The sequence below is a fragment of the Aureibaculum sp. 2308TA14-22 genome (genome assembly GCF_040538665.1).
Taxonomy (GTDB): Bacteria; Bacteroidota; Bacteroidia; order Flavobacteriales; family Flavobacteriaceae; genus Aureibaculum.
This window is the reverse complement of sequence record NZ_JBEWXT010000001.1, coordinates 1,138,613-1,155,758: the sequence shown is the minus strand read 5'-3', so window position 1 is coordinate 1,155,758 and position 17,146 is coordinate 1,138,613. Positions and strand designations below refer to the sequence as shown.

The window sequence follows — 17,146 nt, the reverse complement described above, 5'->3', positions numbered from 1 at the left end:
TTTGCATATTATAATTACATTTATCAATAAGTCTAAACCAACACAATACATACAAAATAGCTATCATTTATTGTGCTTTATTCGGTTTGAAAAATCTTCGGTGTCAATAATTCAATTTTATTCTCTGTTGAGTCTAATTCCTTATTGTCTTTCTCAATATAAAATTTATGAGCCCTTTTTGATAATTCAGCCATTAATTCGTGGTCTCTATTTGATTTATCAAATTCAGGAATATTTATATTTTTTACAATATCTACTCCTTTTTGTATATCTATTGTGTAAGCCTCAATTATTTCTCCAATAACTCTAGAATTTAAAATACCGCATAAATAATGAGCTTCTTCTTCTGTTTCAAAAGAAACATATAGAACTTTGGAGTCAGATAAAACAAGTTTTTTTCCTAAATATTCATCATCAACTGATGATACTACAGTTGCAGTCATCTCCTTGCTTTGTTCTCTCCATAATACTTTATAAGGCATATATGTGTAGTCACCAACATTATCAAGTCTATACCAAGGAAATTGGTCTTTGTCGAAAAATTTACCACTTCTTATTCTTGTTTCTAACAACAAATCTTTAAAGTAAAATAACCAATCGTAAGTCTTTTTATACTTTACTTTTAAAACTTTGTCATCAATTCCTCTATATTTTGATTTTCCTGTGGAATTATGAGGAACAATTATGTATAAATAAGAATTTAACCCCCATTTATCTATGTTTCTTCCTCCAGCCATTGGATATACCAAATCTTTCTCTACAACACCAGGAAAAACACCTAAATCTTTTGCTTTTTGTAATCTTGATCTTTCAATTAGGTTTTCTATATGAATATTTTCGCCAACTTTTCTTGTAATATCTACAAGGAAAATACCTTTTGCTCCACAAGGCTCTATACCTTTTCTCCCTTTATAAGATGACTTACCTAAATACTTACAGAGCTTTACGAGAAGTGAGTTTTTGATAGTTAGCCAAGGACTTCTTAAATTATCATTTATTGGTTGTGCAGAAAGCTTTTCAAATCCCATTTTCTTTTTTACTAGAGAATAACTATCTTCAAAAGCTATCTTGTTAGATGTAGTATTATAGCATTCAAAATAGTTTTCCATTGGATATGTCATTTTAGTATTTTTTTTAAATACATAAACTGATGTTCTATTTGATGCTTCACCTTTAAATGGATTCACTTTAAGCATATCGTAAACCTCAATAATAGAAAAAGGAATATTTAAGCCATCTCTAGATATATTAAACTTTCTAAACCCTTCACCACCTTTTAGAGATTTTACAAATGTTTGTGGTAAAACAAAAGAGGTTAAACCATTATCTTTTAAATAATGATCTATGCAGACATAAGTTACAGCCATTGCAAAATCATCGTGACTTGTTATTTTATCATAAGCACTCTTTTCAAATATACCATAGCTTAACCATATATCTAGAGTAGCTTTTCTATATGTATCAGACATTGCTTTCCAAGTAATCCAAGGTGGATTACCGACTATTACATCAAATTTGCTTTGCGAAAATAAAGGTGCGAATGAATTTTTTAAAATAATAGGCCAGAAACCATTTCTGCCACTTAAATGTAAATTGTATAATTTGTCGTAAAATACTTTTGCATATTCTATTTGTTCCGAATTTAAATTGATTTTGTTTTCTGAAATCAATAGTTCGTGAAATTCTTCAAAAGATGTATAATCTCTTAAAATACAAGAAGAAGTGGTTTTTAAAAAGTAATCGTTTTCTTCTCGTGAATCAAAAACAGGAATTTCAAACTCTCCTACAACTGTATTTATGTCAATTGAATGTTTCTTTTCTTTTTGTTTTGCGTGAACTGTAGGTACAAGAATTGAATCACACATATATACTGGAATGGTAATTTCCTTTTCTAGTTGTGTTATATCACCCAAAGCAAGAATATAGTTTGCTTTTGCAGAAATTACCGCAATTGGGTTTATATCAAAACCTACGATGTTTTTTGTGATATTGTCTATTAAATCAGTTTGGTTTACTTTTCCTTTATGTTTTTCAGAGAATTGCTTCACTAAATGAGTTAAAAAAGCTCCTGAACCACAAGTAGGATCCAAAATAGATGTATTGAGTTCACAATCGTATTTAGATTTCTCAATTGTAAAATCAACTAGCCAATCTGGCGTATAATATTCTCCAAGTAAGTGCCTTAAACCTCTTGGGATTAAATCTGAATATATTTTTTTTAATACATCTCCAACTACTTCAGGTTTAATTACAGAAGCAGTAGTTTCAAAAGTATCTAACTCTGTTATTATATCATTTATAAAATCCATTTCTAAATCTTCTGCTAATGCAAACCATTCGAAAAAATGAATTTCAAAAAAATTATCTATATAATAATTTGTATAGTGATTACCTGAAAACAAAGAAGTTAACTCGTTTTTATACTTTGGTTGTTTTGCTTTGCCAGTTGGATTAGTTAATGATTCAAGTAAATTATGCACTAAAAGTTTAATAACGATACTGTAATATGTTTGTAAAACAAATAAAGTATGCCTGATTTCCATATTCTTTGGTAAAGAATACATTTTTATTAAATCATCCTTATATTTTGTAAAGTCCGTTTCTTCTTTTCCATAAATATCACCAAAAATCCTATTCCATTCTTGAAATAAAGTACCTATTCTTGTGTTTGAATTTTTATTGCTGTTTAATAGTTCATATAGATAAAGAATGCTATTTTTTGAAATATCAGAGCTTGAAGAGAATGACTTTAACAAGTTTTCAGATGATAATCTTTTCCTTTTAGTAGATCTTATAAAAAGAAGCAATTTTTTTATTCCTAAATCAAAATCAGTAATTTTTTCTATTTCGAAAGTAAGTTCTCTTTTGTTTTGGAAACTTTTTTGTTTTCTTTTTTACAAGTAAATCAATTAGTTCAGTTCCTTTTTTATATCTAAAGAAGATAAAAGTTTTTCCGTCAAATGCAACTCCAACTTTTGATAATAAAATCTGTTCAAAATATCCATCATCACCTTTACCTAATTCGTCTAAACTGAAATTTACTAAATAAGAATATAGTCCTCTATCCTTATCATCTCTACCATAAATTGCCTCATCTTCGCCTACTTGTGACTTAAATTTTTTTGGTTTTTTAAATTCAAAAATGACATCTGAATAAATACTATCAGCTCTACCGCCTTGAAGAGAAGAAACTTCACTTGAGAATGTTTTGTTCAGACCATAAAAATCAGAAATACTGTCTAGAAAAATATTTGTATTGATTCTTACATCTTCTTCGTTTTGTGAACTTAAACTATTGTCTCTGAATTTGGTAATAATTTTATCTATGTCAATTTCCATTTATGGTCATTCTTAATTTGAGACAAAGATAATTTTTTCTTTAATCCTTTTCTAATTATAATTGATACAGCCTCTAAAGACATCTATTGCCTATAAAATAGCGTGTACACTATAGTTTACTGATGATAGGCTTGGTTATGCGATAATGTACCACCACAAGTAACACAACTACCCGCAGTTGCTGACCCTCCTACGCATCCTTTTGCACAGGTATAATGAAATACCCCGGCTGTATTTGTAGCCGGTGCAGCAGCTGGTGGAGTAGCAAACGGTGTACCAGAAGGCGGTGCCGTTGTTGGTGCAGTATTGGTATGGTATACGCCATTATGTATTAAAGGTGTGCCACAAGTCTTGCAATTACCAGCAGCAGCTGAACCTCCTGCACAACGCTTGGTACAGATATAATGCCACACCCCGTTTGCATTTTGAGCAGGCTCAATAGCAACTGGCTTTGGTGTTTTAGCTCTTGGTGGCGGTGTTTTAGACTTGTCTTTACAGGCAGCAAAGAAAATAACTGCACTAAATACTAGTATTAATATGGTTTTAAGGTATTTCATAGAAAAGTTATTCTAAATGTTTTCGTTTTAAGGCCTAAAAATAGGAATCTTTTTGGAGGTTATTACTTTTATAGCAGTAAATTTAAATTACTATAAAAAATATTTTATATCAATTTCCAAGCTTTTCTTGCCTTACGACGGAGCAACTTATTTGCTTTGCCATTACCGATGAACTTTTCCTTTTCAGGGTTCCATTTTAATGATTCTCCTAGCCTCCATGAAATAAGTCCGAGGTGCATAGGGAGTGTCATCTCACGGGCATATTCTAAATTGGACTCTGGTTGGATGCGTGATTTAACTGAATCTACAAAGTTTTGTTGATGCCCTGGAGAACGCGGAATTGAAATTGGTACTTCTGGAAGATCGGTTACGGTCTGTCCATTAATTGTAATTTCTCGTGTACTATAGTCGCAAATTAATGTGCCTTTCTCTCCTTCAAAGTAGGCACCAATGCTTCTATCTTTTGCACCAGGAACATTTGGTGGTTCAGTAGTCCAGTGAATATTAAGGTTATCAAATTTGTAATCAATGTCTATCCATCCTGGTGTGTCAGATAGCCCTTTAGCTTCTTCTCCTCGAGCACTTATGGACCTTAATCCTTTTGGACGTAACGACATATATACAACATCAGCAATATGGCACCAGAAATCTGCAAACACCCCACCAGAATAGTCTAAAAAGTATCTGTACGTAAAATGACACCGCTCCGGGAAGTAAGTTCTTTCCGGTGCAGGCCCTTGCCACATATCCCAGTTTAATGTACTGGGTACAGCCAACCCTTTTGTCATTTTTAGTTCAGGAGCACCGCCTGTTTTCCATAATCGTACGGTATGTATATTACCAAGAACGCCTGATTTAATTAGCTCTGCAACTCTATGATAATTATCGCCAGCATGTATTTGCGTACCTAGTTGAAATATACTTTTATGTTTTTGCTGTGCAGCCAACATCTTTTGTCCTTCACGGACATCATACGATAAAGGCTTCTCACCATAAACATCTTTACCTGCCTGAAAAGCCAACGTACCAATAGTTGCATGCCAATGATCAGGTGTTGCACAGGTAATAGCATCAATATCTTGTCTGTCTAAAATGTGTCTAAAGTCTTCATAGGTATCCACTTTCCAATCAGGTTGCATCGTCGCTAAATTTTTAATACTTGAAGCCAGATGTGTTTGATCTACGTCACATAGTGCAACAATCTTTACCTCTGGCAAGTTGGCAAACCACTTGATATGGCTATTGCCCATTCCACCAACACCTATGTGTGCTACACGTAAAGTGTCGCTTGGTGCAACAGCTCGCATTGACCAGGGAAGGATTGTTAGTCCTAATGCTCCTATACTACTTTGTTTAAGGAATGTTCTTCTGTTTTGTTCACGCCCTTTCATACCCTATAATTCTTTGATTCTGATATTTCTAAATTTTAGTTTATCACCATGACCAAGAAAACCGATGTGTCCTTTTGTTTTTTGAAGGCCAGGATGATCTTTCCCATCCATTGTACCATTTTTAGTCGCTTCCATTAGATCTCCATCCAAAATCACGGTTCCATTCAGTGTTACTTTAAATTTGTGGCCATTAATAGATACCTCTTGTTGGTTCCATTCTCCCGTTGGTTTTAAATAGCCTCGTTTGGCAGGAATAAGGCCATAGACCGAACCATGATATTGATAGGGTTTGAGGTCCTTGTACTTCTCTGCAGTATTGTCTAGAATTTGAAGCTCTTTACCCTGATAAGCAGCATCTCCCTTTAATGGAGCATGAATGCCCAATCCATTATTAGCTCCTGGTGTCAATTGGAATTCAAATCTTAAAATAAAATTGCTGTATTCTTTGGCTGTCATTAGATTTCCTCCGCCTGCTCCTTCTGCTGGGGCTACAACAATTTCACCATTTTTAACGGTATAGGATGTCTTATTACCCACCCATCCTGATAAATCTTTTCCGTTAAACAAGGAAATGTATCCTTTTTCTACTGATTTTGTTGTGCTACACCCCACTATCCCTACAATGATGATAGTGAGCGATAGGATATTTGTAAAAATTTTATTCATTGTTAGATAATTTTAAGTTCGATTTTTTAATTTCTTTTGCATTTATTAGCCTACAGCAATAGGGTATACTCTTAGATCGCCGACTTCTTTACTTTACCTATGGCTCTGTTTTCGTTTCCTTTAGCAATTCCAACATTTAAATCGCCCAATTCCGCTCTCGATTTTTCTACAACTTCCATAAGTTCCACTACTTTTTCAGGGTAATATTCAATTACATTGTATTGTTCACCGGGGTCTCTCATCATATTGTATAGTTCGGGTTGCTCTACAACCGTTTTTATTCGTTGTCCATAATGTCCGTCATTGCCTGGTTTTGTATTGTAAGAAGCATAGGTATGTGGCAACACCAACTTCCAATTTCCTTTACGCACACCATTTAGATTGTTTTTTCCGTGATAATACAAAATGGTTTCTCGTGGGGTAGATTCAAAATCACCTTTAAAAAGCGAGGTAATATCAACACCATCAATCTTATTATCAGATAATTTGCCATTTGTAATTGCAGCTAAAGTGGGTAATAGGTCAATGGCACAGGCTAATTTATCATTAACAGTACCTTTAGGTGTATTTCCTGGCCAACGGATAATAAATGGAACACGTTGTCCGCCTTCCCAACTGGTCGTTTTTCCTTCGCGTAAACCTCCTGATGAGCCGGCGTGATTTCCAAAATTAAGCCAGGGTCCATTGTCTGTAGTAAAAATAATAATGGTATTGTCTGCGATATTATTTTCCGCTAATACTTTGGTTATTTCTCCTACTGACCAATCTATTTCCATCATCACATCACCATAGAGGCCTTGTTCGCTTTTACCCCTGAATTTATCAGACACACCGAGCGGAATATGTCCCATACTGTGCGGAACATATAAAAAGAAGGGATTGTCTGCATTTCTGTTAATAAAATCAACTGCTTTTTCGGTATAAAGCGTTGTCAATTTATCCTGATCTTTTAGGCTTGTAATGGTTTCTGATATTTCATTTCCTTCTATCAATGGGAGATCAGGATAATTTCCAACCTTATGGGCTGGTAATCTTTCACCTGTAATGTTACTATGGGGCCACATGTCATTAGAATAGGGTAAACCTACATACTCATCAAAACCATGCTGCATTGGCAAAAATTCTTTTTGCCAGCCCAAATGCCATTTCCCATAACAAGCCGTTGCATATCCTTGCTCCTTAAACATTTCGGCAATAGTTAATTCTTTTGCATTGATACCAATAGTATCTTTTGGAAATAAAGCTCCTGAGAATCCAATTCTATTCGGGTAGCAACCCGTTAAAAGGCCGGCACGTGAAGCACTACATACGGGCTGAGCGGAGTAGAAATTTGTAAACTTCATGCCTTGGCTGGCCATTAGGTCTATATTGGGGGTTCGGAAACCTGTTGCTCCGTAACATCCTACATCGCCATACCCTTCGTCGTCAATAAATATGATGACAACATTAGGCTTTGTGGTGTTTATAGCCTTTGCGGTATTTTGCTTTTCTTTTGTTTGAGTACAGCTCACCAACAACATTGTAGTGAGTAGCATTAGAAGGGTTTGTTTTTTCATTTTAAATGGCCTATATGGTTTTCCTTTTTTTTTTAATTGTAGTTTATTCGGTCTCTTATGGTTCCATCTTTTCTATGGATAATAACATCTGCCTTATATTTTTTGGCTAAACTTTTGGCTTTTCTAATGGCAGTATCTTGATAATTGTGTTTAGACGTAATGCGTTTATTCCCTTCGCGGCGAACTGCCCAATGGTCTTCATAGGGTACCACATGTTGGTGCCAAGTTCTTTTTCGTTTGTTAGTACTTTTTAAAAACAGGTCAACAAATTGACTTAAAAGGTCTAACCAGAAATTAGATTTGGATTTATCGGGCATCGTTACAATATTGCAGCACCTAAGATAGTATTTTTAGGTGTATAAAAAAATCAAGACAGCGATTATGGCTGCCTTGATTTGTTTGTTATTTAATGTGGACGGGTTGTACTCTTAAAAACACACTACTTTAAACTCGGTTCTACGGTTTATTCGGTGCTCATCATCCGTGCAAGGTACGTTATCGGAACATTTTGTGTTTTTAAGCTCGCTTTCGCCTGCTCCCCTCGCCTTTAACCTCGTTTTGGAGATACCTTGTCTTACAATATAATTTACAGTAGCATCTGCACGTCGTTGCGATAGTTTTCTGTTATATTCATCAGAACCTTGACTATCGGTGTGCGATGACATTTCTACATGAATAGTTGGGTTGTCTTTCATTAATTTTACAATACGTTGTAAATCTGGGATAGACTCTGGCAGTATTTTGGCTTCGTCCAAATTAAAATTAATATTATCCAAATTTATCGCTTTACCACAAGGGTCTATACACATTTCAAATTCAATAAACAGGGTTTTGTTTCTGTTGTACACAGCGGTTTTAACTTCTACCTCACTAGAGTAATACCCATCTTTTGTACCATTTAAAGCATACGTAGAGGCTTGTTTTAGGTAAAAAATGAATTCTCCTTTAGCATCTGATATGGTATTTTTCTCACCAGCATTTACCTTGTCCCTGATTTTAACAGCTACATCTTGCAAACCTTCACTCAAGTTGCACTCCACCACTTTTCCTTTTAAGATATAGTTCTCATCGGTATATAAAATTGTTTTTTCAACGCCCAAACGATTGTTTTTTAGACAGGCATCAAAATCGCTTTTGGCAATGCGTTCGGATTGTAACGCAATATCAAGTAGTTTTCCTTTTACGATATAATCATTTGGTGCAACCTTATTAAAAACGATGATTCCAAATTCATTAGATGTTCCTGTTTGCACCATAGTACCCGATAAATCTTCCAATACAATTTCCGTATTTGGTAACAGTTGGCTGGTATATTGATCTTTTGCGGTTATGGTTACATTACATGTTTCAGAGCACATTTCGCATTTTTCCTTCTTTTTGGTTTTACCAAATTTAAAAGTAACACCAGCAAATGCCCCAATGGATGAGATATCGTTACTGGTTGCTTTGGTTCTCATTACAGGTTCAGTTTCAATAACGTTTACAGGTTCTTTGTTTGGCCCTTCAATAGGGAACAATGGTTGGTACATTGTAGAACGTCCAGATTCTATTAGCTCTTCAACACCAAAATGCTTTATGTAGTATCCTCCAATATTAATTCCAATTTTTTTGGAAATAAAGTAGGTAAAACGAAGTTGTCCTTTTGCGGTGAGCACTTGAGTATCCTTATAACCAGCATGGAAATTCAAAGGATACGTATTATTACCAGAAGAGCCTTCTAAATAGGTGCGTCCCCCTTCAATATTAGCCCATCCTACACGAGTGTTCAATTCAGCTGTGAATTTCCCGGAACGTGTCCGGTATTGAAAATTTGGACCAATACCGTAAAAAAGTCGTGTAATTTTGTCCTCGCTTAAATTGAACGAATTTATAGGCGTTCTTAAATCGAGCTCATAAATATTAGAAGTTGGGAATGTACTTTTGGGTTGGTTGGTTATATAGTCAATATCAATACCCAAACCGTACCAGTTCCAATAATAATCTAACGAAAGTCCTAAGTCCAATCCACCTTTATAATCTATATAAGGTGTGTCGTTGTTGTAGGTGGGAAAATCATAACCAACTCTGGGAGTCAACTGAAAATAATTACGGTCTAACGGCTTATCCTTATTTTTAGGTTCATCTTGAGCTGTTGCCATTAATGTGTTGGCAAATACAAATAGTAATACTGTTAATTTTAATAAATCTTTCATAGCAAAAAAGTTTAAAAGGGTTTATATTCTTTTTCATTCAAAATGCTTTTAAAAAAGCAGTGAACCCATCTCAACTTTTCGATTTCAAACAAAAAGTTAAGATGAGTTCGTTAACATAACTTTAACAAATAGCGTACCACTTTTAAAATCTTTCTACGAATTCAATGTTATTAAGGATAGAAAAACAACAACTCTACACTAAATCAATTAAGTTTTATTATTTTGATAATCAATCATTTAGAAGTAATTTAAATGAGCTTGTAGCACAAATATAATTTATAGTAGTATTTTTTATAAAAAACATTTTTCAAAAGGACTATTCCTTAATAAGTATTACATCTATTCTTTAAACAAGCCAATAAATGTGTTAATTTTACTTACCAAAATTAAACTTCAGCCACTAACCATGAAAAAAGCTATTTTTCAATTCGCCTTACTCTTACTGTTAATTAGTTGTACAAAAAAGAATAGAACTTTTACGGAATCAGAAATAGCCGTACTACCTAAACCCGCTTCTATAGTATTGGCAGAAGCTTCTTTTGCATTTAAAGAGGGGCAACACATAGTTGCAACTAATGCCGCACAGCAACTCGCCGCAAATGACCTTAAAAACTTTGTGAAAGATAAATCTGATTTTAACTTGACAATAAACGAAAATTCTGGTTCCATAACTTTTGAAAAGGCTGAAGGTTTAGATGCTGAAGAGTATGAGTTAATAGTAACTCCAAAAAAAATAGCGATTAAAGCCAATGACCAAGCTGGTTATTTTTATGGTGTACAAACCTTGAAGCAGTTACTCTCTAAAGAAGTTTCTGAAGAAACCAACAAAACCAGCTATTTAGTACCATCTATTACCATTAAGGATAATCCGCGTTTTAAATGGCGTGCCTATATGTTAGATGAGTCGCGTTATTTTCAAGGTGAAGCATTTGTAAAAAAACTACTAGATCAAATGGCATTATTAAAGATGAATACTTTTCATTGGCATTTGGTTGATGATGCTGGTTGGCGAATAGAAATTAAAAAATACCCTTTGCTGACCAAAATAGGTGCTTTTCGTAGCGATTCTGAAATAGGCACTTGGAAAAGTGGAAAAACTTCTGGCGAACCTCATGGCGGATTCTATACTCAAGAACAAATTAAGAATATTGTGGCGTATGCGGCAGAAAGAAATATTACCGTAGTACCAGAAATTGAAATGCCAGGGCATTCAAGTGCGGCTATTGCTGCTTATACTTGGTTAGGTACTGCTGGCGTGGATATTGATGTGCCTGTGAAATTTGGTAGGCATTATGATAATTATGATGTTACCAAACCAAAAGTAATTCAGTTTATAAAAGATGTGCTATTGGAGGTTTTTGAATTATTTCCTTCTGAAGTGATACATATTGGTGGTGATGAAGTCGGTTATAAAGTTTGGGAAGAATCAAAACATGTACAAGATTACATGAAAAAAAACAATATAAATACACCCGCTGATTTGCAAATTCACTTTACCAATAACATCTCAAAATTTATTGAAGAAAACGGACGTAGAATGATGGGTTGGAACGAAATTATGGGAGTTAACATCCATAAAGGCTTCGAAGAAAAGAAGGATGATGCTGCAGCAGAAACGGAATTGGCCAAAAATGTGGTAGTTCATTTCTGGAAAGGCGATTTAGCCTTAGCAACAGATGCTGCTAAAAAAGGATATGGTATTGTAAACTCATTGCATAGCAATACCTATTTAGATTATAATTATGAAGCTATTAGCTTAGAAAAAGCCTATAACTTTGACCCTATACCAGAAGGACTTGAAGAAAAATACCATAAAAACATTTATGGTTTAGGTTGCCAAATGTGGACGGAGTGGACACCAACAAATGCTGATGTTGAACGACAAACTTTTCCTAGAATTGCTGCTTATGCAGAAGTAGGTTGGACATCTTTAGAAAATAAAGATTACGATCATTTTAAAGTGGCTCTTAAAAATATGCAAAGCCATTGGGATAGTTTGAATATTAATTATGCTAAAGTGCTGAAGTAAAAAAAATTAGGCCTCAATTTTCTAAATAAAATTATGCTTGTTAATCTTAGCATTTTAGCAATATAAGGACATCTTTAATGTTTATGGACCTCGTTTCTAAATTTTAAAGATCTATTGTTCTTTTTTACCCTAAGCCTCTAACAACCTTTAATGCTCTATCAATTTCTTCTTTAGAATTGTAAATATGTACCGAATGACGTAAAAGTTTAGCACCTACAGAACGTGGCTGTAAGCGTTCTTTATCCCACATCTTTTTTTGCAAATCTGGACCTGATATTCCATCAATAAAATAGGTAGTAATACCAGCAGCCAAATCTTCATTGGTAGGTGAAACAATAGTTACATGTGGCATTTCTTTTAAACCACTTCGTAAATAGCTACCCAGCTCCTTAATCCTACCCAACCATCTTTCTTGTCCAATACTATTGAAAAAATCTACCGAAGCCTCAAGTCCTGCTATTAATGCTGGATTTCCTGTTCCATTCTGCATCAGTCTAAAACCATGATCCTCCTGATTATCCCAATTATAACTGGCTATGGTAGACCAAATGTTACTAACTACTTCTTTATTTACATATAAAATACCACTACCTGGAGGTGCCAGCAACCATTTATGTAAACTGGAATAATAAGCATCACAACCAATATCCTTCACATCCACCGCAACTTGACCAACACATTGTGCACCATCTAATACCGTAAATATACCACGCTTTTTGGCTTCAGCACATATCGCTTTTACAGGCATTACGGTGCCATAAACTGATACAATGTGAGGTATGGCAATAACCTTGGTCTTGGGTGTTACCGCTTTAAAAATAGCATCATAAATTTCCTGAGGGTCATTAGCAGGTTCAGGCATTATGGCCTGTTTGTAAACACAGCCTTTTCTTTTAGCAAGTAATTGCCAAGCCCCAAAGCCTCCGCCATGTTCCTGATTGGTATTAAGCAACTCATCTCCTTCTTTTAAATTGAGTCCCATACCAATATAGTTCATCCCAAAAGTGGCATTTTGTGTTAAAGAAATTTCTTTAAAATCACAATGAATAATTTTAGCCAGTTCTGTACGCAGTTTTTCATAAGGAAAATAGCCACTTAGCAATTCAGGGCCTGAACCATTTTTATAATCTACTGTAGCCGCTTCTTTATTAAAATATAACATATGATCTATCATCTTGTTTAAAACATAACCAGATGTTGGCCCCATAGTTCCATTATTGAAATAGGTTTGTCCTTCTTTTAAGGGAAACTGCTTTCTAATCATTTGCCAATACTCTTCTTGATTGGTATAATTAGTACTACTAGGAAGTGACCATTCTTTTTTGGCATCGAAAGATAATAAGGGTAAAGAAATGGCGGCTAAGGTGGTTTTTTTTAGGAAGGCTCTACGTTGATTCATTACATACATTTTTAATTAAATATAAAATACGTTTTTTAGTTTTCTGGAGACTCAATAGGTAAACATTTTATCTATTTGTTAAAGTTAGAAAATATTTAGATATTTATTGTAACAATAAACAACCAACCAAATGAAAACCATATTGAAATTAGTGGGAATAGCTTTTTGTCTCTTCCTGGTTTCTTGTAACGAAAAAAAGGAATGGCATAAAGATGTGTCATTTACCCTAAAACCTGATCAAGTTTCGGAATATGAGCAAAATATTGACCATGCAGCAATACTACAAGACTTAAATGAAGGGTCATATAGACGTGGTAAAGAAGCATATCAATTTTCCTGTCATAATTGTCATGGAAATATAAAAGACGAAGGAGCCATACCCACCGCCACTAAATTTTGGAATGACAAATTTAAAGTAGGTAACGATCCTTTTTCAATGTACCAAACTATTACGCATGGGTTTGCTACTATGCCGCCACAAGTTCAGCTGGTACCAAGAGAAAAGTATGATATCATTCATTATATCAGAGAGGAATTCATCAAAGAAAACAATCCCGAAGAATATGTTGCTATTGACAAGAGTTACTTAGAAAGTTTGCCAGTGGGCTCGTCTATTGGGCCACAGCCCAAAGTTTCAGAACCATGGAGAGCAATGGATTATGGAAATTTTTTAATCAACACCTATGAATTGGTTAAAGAAGGCACTTCACCCATTGAAAGATCTAGCGGAAAATCTCCTTTAGCTAATGAAGATTTTTCTAAAGCTAATATGGCTTACAAAGGTATCGCCATTAGATTAGATAAAGGTTCTGGTGGCGTAGCAGGAGGAAATGCATGGGCTATTTTTGACCATGATCTGTTTAGAGTTGCTGGTGGTTGGTCTGGTGAAGGTTTTATAGATTGGAATGGAATATTGCTCAATGGTAAGCATAATATTTCTCCTGCAACTATTGGAAATTTACATTTCGAAAACCCAGTGGCACCAGGTTGGGCTAATCCTGAAACTGGTTCTTTTGACGATCCTAGATTTAAAGGCAAAGATGGAAGAAAATTTGGTCCTTTACCTAGAAAATGGGCAAAATATAAAGGCATTTATCAATATGAGGAGCATACCATAGTTTCTTATACCGTTGGTAACACTGAGGTGTTAGAAGAATTTGGATTGGAAAAGCTAAATGAACAAAATATATTTACACGCACACTGAATCTTAAAGATGTCGATGTGCCGCTCAAGATGAGAATAGCACCAGTTGGTGTTGGAGTAGAGCTAATTGGTAAACCTGGACAATTGGTTCAAGAGAATGGATATATTATACTAGCGATTCCAAAAACGGATGAAATTGAATTGAAGCTATTTATTTCAGAGTCTTCGGTTGGGCTCAAAGCGTTTTCAAAAAGTTCTTCTACCCCAGTTTCTCTAAGCAAATTCACAAAAGGAGGAAAACCTAATTATTCCGAAGTTTTAACCACTGAAATTGTGCCTTTAAATACTGATGGGCCATTTATTGCTGACGTGCTTACAGCACCGAAAGACAACAAATGGTACAGCAGATTACGAATGAGTGGTATCGATTTTTTTGCTGATGACAACAAAGCGGTAGTGAGTTGTACAGAAGGTGATATTTGGTTGATTAAAGGATTAACAGACAATTCAGGAAAACTCACATGGAAAAGAATAGCCACAGGGTTGTTTCAACCCCTTGGAATCAAAGTGGTTGATGAACAAATATATGTGACTTGCAGAGATCAAATCGTTATCCTTAGGGACTTAAACAATGATGAAGAGACTGATTTTTATGAAAGTTTCAACAGTGATCATCAAGTAACCGACCATTTTCATGAATTTGCCATGGGCTTACAAACCGATTCAAACGGTAATTTTTATTATGCGAAAAGTGGTAGACATGCCCGTAAAGCACTGGTACCACATCATGGCACATTACTTAAGGTAAGTAAAGATGGAATGCAGACTGAAATTATAGCAAATGGTTTTAGAGCGGCCAATGGTGTATGTATAAATCCAGATGGTAGTTTTGTAGTCACCGATCAAGAAGGTCATTGGAATCCAATGAATAGAATAAACTGGGTTGACACTAATGGGTTTTATGGAAACATGTATGGATACAATCCTCCTGCAGATAGTTCAGATGCAGCGATGATTCCTCCTATGGCTTGGGTAGATAAAGAAATGGATCGTTCTCCTTCTGAGCTGTTATGGGTAGATAGTGAAAAATGGGGTCCGTTTAATGGTGGACTACTAAACTTTTCTTATGGTTATGGAAAGGTATACCTTGTGCCACATGAAAAAGTGAATGGTCAAATGCAAGGCTCTTTCTTTGAATTACCCATTCCTATTTTTCCAACAGGCGTTATGAGAGGTCGCTTTCATCCGACTGATGGACAACTTTATTTATGTGGTATGTCTGCATGGGGTACCCAACAAACAACAGAACCTGGAGGTTTATATAGAATAAGATATACTGGAAAGCCCGTTATAGCACCAGTCAAAATAAATGCAGTAAAAAAAGGTGTTAGATTAGAATTTTCCACCCTGTTGGACAAAAAATCTGCAGAGGACATTTCTAATTTCTTCATTAAAACATGGGCTCTCAAGCGAACCAGAAATTATGGCTCGGAACGTTATAATACAAAAGAAATAAAACTGGAAAAAGCAGAATTAATAGCTGACGGTAAAACAGTAATGCTCTCTATTCCAAACATGAAACCTGTATGGCAAATGGAAATAGTGTTTACCTTAAAAAATAAAGAAGGAAAAGAAACTGAAGGAAAAATACATAGTACTATTCATAATTTAGGTGATGATTAAAAATAAAATTATGATTTTCAAGTGCTAGGGCATACTTGGCATGTCTATTTTTTTCCTTAATTACGAAAGTAAACTGGAGATTACTCCCCCGAGTACTCGGGATCGTGATCCCTCAAACCATATACTGCAAATATAACTTTCAATTCTGGCTGAATTGACAACTTAAAACTGAAAATCCCACTCAAGTAAACTTGATGGATTTTATTTTCAAGCTGTTCTAAAGTTATGCTTGATCAGCGGAGAAAGAGGAACTACCCGCAATTTCTTAATAGACTAGTATTGAATTAAATAGTTATCAACAAAATGATTAGGTAACCTAATAGGTATCTTGTATTTTATTAACGTTTATTCTTTTTTACCTTTGATCTTTTTAGTAAAGAATTTCAAAGAACCTCTAAATTTATGGCCGAGCATACCCCAAAGAGGTGGAATAAGAAATATGCTTTTAAAAGTTCCTCCAACCCAATCAAAATAAGGGAAAACAAATGTTAGTATAAAAAACATAATTGCACCCCACTTTAAACCGAGTTTTATCCAAGTTTTCTTATCAAGAGGATTTTGTAACTTTTTAAAGTCTATACGCTCATATCTTTTTACTTGTTTTTTTAACCATTTCGATTTAAGTTTTTTTATAAATAGTACTCTAACTGGGTAAGTAAAAATAAGAATGGTTAAACTCAGGATGTTAATTAAACAAGGAATAATTTTGCCACAATTCGAACAATAAAGTCCAAACCAATTTTTTAGGGCTACACCATTTTGAATTTCCCAAATTCTTACATCATGAAGCGTATAGCAATTAGGGCAATAAACATATCTTCTTTCCGATTTATTTTTGTCGAAAGTTTTGTGTACTATGCTCAATTTTGGTATACGTTGACCAAAAACTAACTCGTTAATAGCCATTCCTGGATTTAGTATCCAATGTAAATTAACCCAATGCTTCCATGTATATATTTTGTATTTTTTCTTGTCAAATTTCAATTTATGTTCTATTTTTAGTAGCCATTTTCAATCCAGCGATAATTTTACTTTTACCAAATTATTTTTCCTCAATTTTTCGAATTCATTATTCGGGTTTTTGTCATTTGAGTAAAATGTAATTTAATACATAAGGCGTTATTTATTATCAATATTTATAATCAGCTAGTTTTGATTATAATTCTTTTTATAAAAAACAGATCAATCTA

The 17,146-nt window shown here is 34.4% G+C and carries 12 protein-coding genes; 2 read left to right on the top strand and 10 right to left on the bottom strand.

Annotated features, from left to right (window positions below):
- Positions 1–77: 77 nt before the first annotated feature.
- The 8 genes from U5A88_RS05145 to U5A88_RS05110 form a co-directional block, all read right to left on the bottom strand.
- A complete protein-coding gene (locus U5A88_RS05145; protein ID WP_354204365.1) occupies positions 78–2,756 on the bottom strand; it encodes an Eco57I restriction-modification methylase domain-containing protein in 2,679 nt (892 codons plus the stop codon).
- Between the two features lie 73 nt (positions 2,757–2,829).
- The gene (locus U5A88_RS05140; RefSeq protein ID WP_354204364.1) at positions 2,830–3,339 is read right to left on the bottom strand and encodes a hypothetical protein; all 510 of its coding nucleotides are present in this window, start codon (positions 3,337–3,339) and stop codon (positions 2,830–2,832) included.
- Between the two features lie 116 nt (positions 3,340–3,455).
- Positions 3,456–3,896 carry a hypothetical protein gene (locus tag U5A88_RS05135; protein WP_354204362.1) on the bottom strand — a complete coding sequence of 147 codons (441 nt, stop codon included), beginning with the start codon at positions 3,894–3,896 and terminating at the stop codon, positions 3,456–3,458.
- Positions 3,897–4,000: 104 nt separating this feature from the next.
- Positions 4,001–5,287 (bottom strand): Gfo/Idh/MocA family protein, encoded by a 1,287-nt coding sequence (locus tag U5A88_RS05130; RefSeq protein ID WP_354204360.1) that lies wholly within the window; start codon positions 5,285–5,287, stop codon positions 4,001–4,003.
- Between the two features lie 3 nt (positions 5,288–5,290).
- Positions 5,291–5,953 (bottom strand): 3-keto-disaccharide hydrolase, encoded by a 663-nt coding sequence (locus U5A88_RS05125; RefSeq protein ID WP_354204358.1) that lies wholly within the window; start codon positions 5,951–5,953, stop codon positions 5,291–5,293.
- Positions 5,954–6,024: 71 nt separating this feature from the next.
- A complete protein-coding gene (locus U5A88_RS05120) occupies positions 6,025–7,509 on the bottom strand; it encodes a sulfatase family protein (protein ID WP_354204357.1) in 1,485 nt (494 codons plus the stop codon).
- A gap of 32 nt (positions 7,510–7,541) precedes the next feature.
- On the bottom strand, positions 7,542–7,826 hold the full coding sequence (locus U5A88_RS05115; protein WP_354204355.1) for a DUF2188 domain-containing protein: 285 nt from the start codon (positions 7,824–7,826) through the stop codon (positions 7,542–7,544).
- 111 nt (positions 7,827–7,937) lie between these two features.
- Positions 7,938–9,701, bottom strand: coding sequence for an OmpA family protein (locus U5A88_RS05110; RefSeq protein ID WP_354204353.1), 1,764 nt, complete (start codon positions 9,699–9,701; stop codon positions 7,938–7,940).
- Positions 9,702–10,107: 406 nt separating this feature from the next.
- On the opposite strand from U5A88_RS05110, the gene U5A88_RS05105 reads away from it, so the two are divergent.
- Positions 10,108–11,730, top strand: coding sequence for a beta-N-acetylhexosaminidase (locus U5A88_RS05105; RefSeq protein WP_354204351.1), 1,623 nt, complete (start codon positions 10,108–10,110; stop codon positions 11,728–11,730).
- 124 nt (positions 11,731–11,854) lie between these two features.
- On the opposite strand, the gene U5A88_RS05100 is transcribed toward U5A88_RS05105, so the two are convergent.
- Positions 11,855–13,129, bottom strand: coding sequence for an aminotransferase class V-fold PLP-dependent enzyme (locus tag U5A88_RS05100; protein WP_354204349.1), 1,275 nt, complete (start codon positions 13,127–13,129; stop codon positions 11,855–11,857).
- A gap of 130 nt (positions 13,130–13,259) precedes the next feature.
- Between U5A88_RS05100 and U5A88_RS05095 the strand changes: the two genes are divergently transcribed.
- A complete protein-coding gene (locus U5A88_RS05095) occupies positions 13,260–15,956 on the top strand; it encodes a DUF6797 domain-containing protein (RefSeq protein ID WP_354204347.1) in 2,697 nt (898 codons plus the stop codon).
- A 345-nt stretch (positions 15,957–16,301) separates the two neighbouring features.
- On the opposite strand, the gene U5A88_RS05090 is transcribed toward U5A88_RS05095, so the two are convergent.
- Positions 16,302–16,940 carry a hypothetical protein gene (locus U5A88_RS05090; protein ID WP_354204345.1) on the bottom strand — a complete coding sequence of 213 codons (639 nt, stop codon included), beginning with the start codon at positions 16,938–16,940 and terminating at the stop codon, positions 16,302–16,304.
- Positions 16,941–17,146 lie beyond the last annotated feature (206 nt).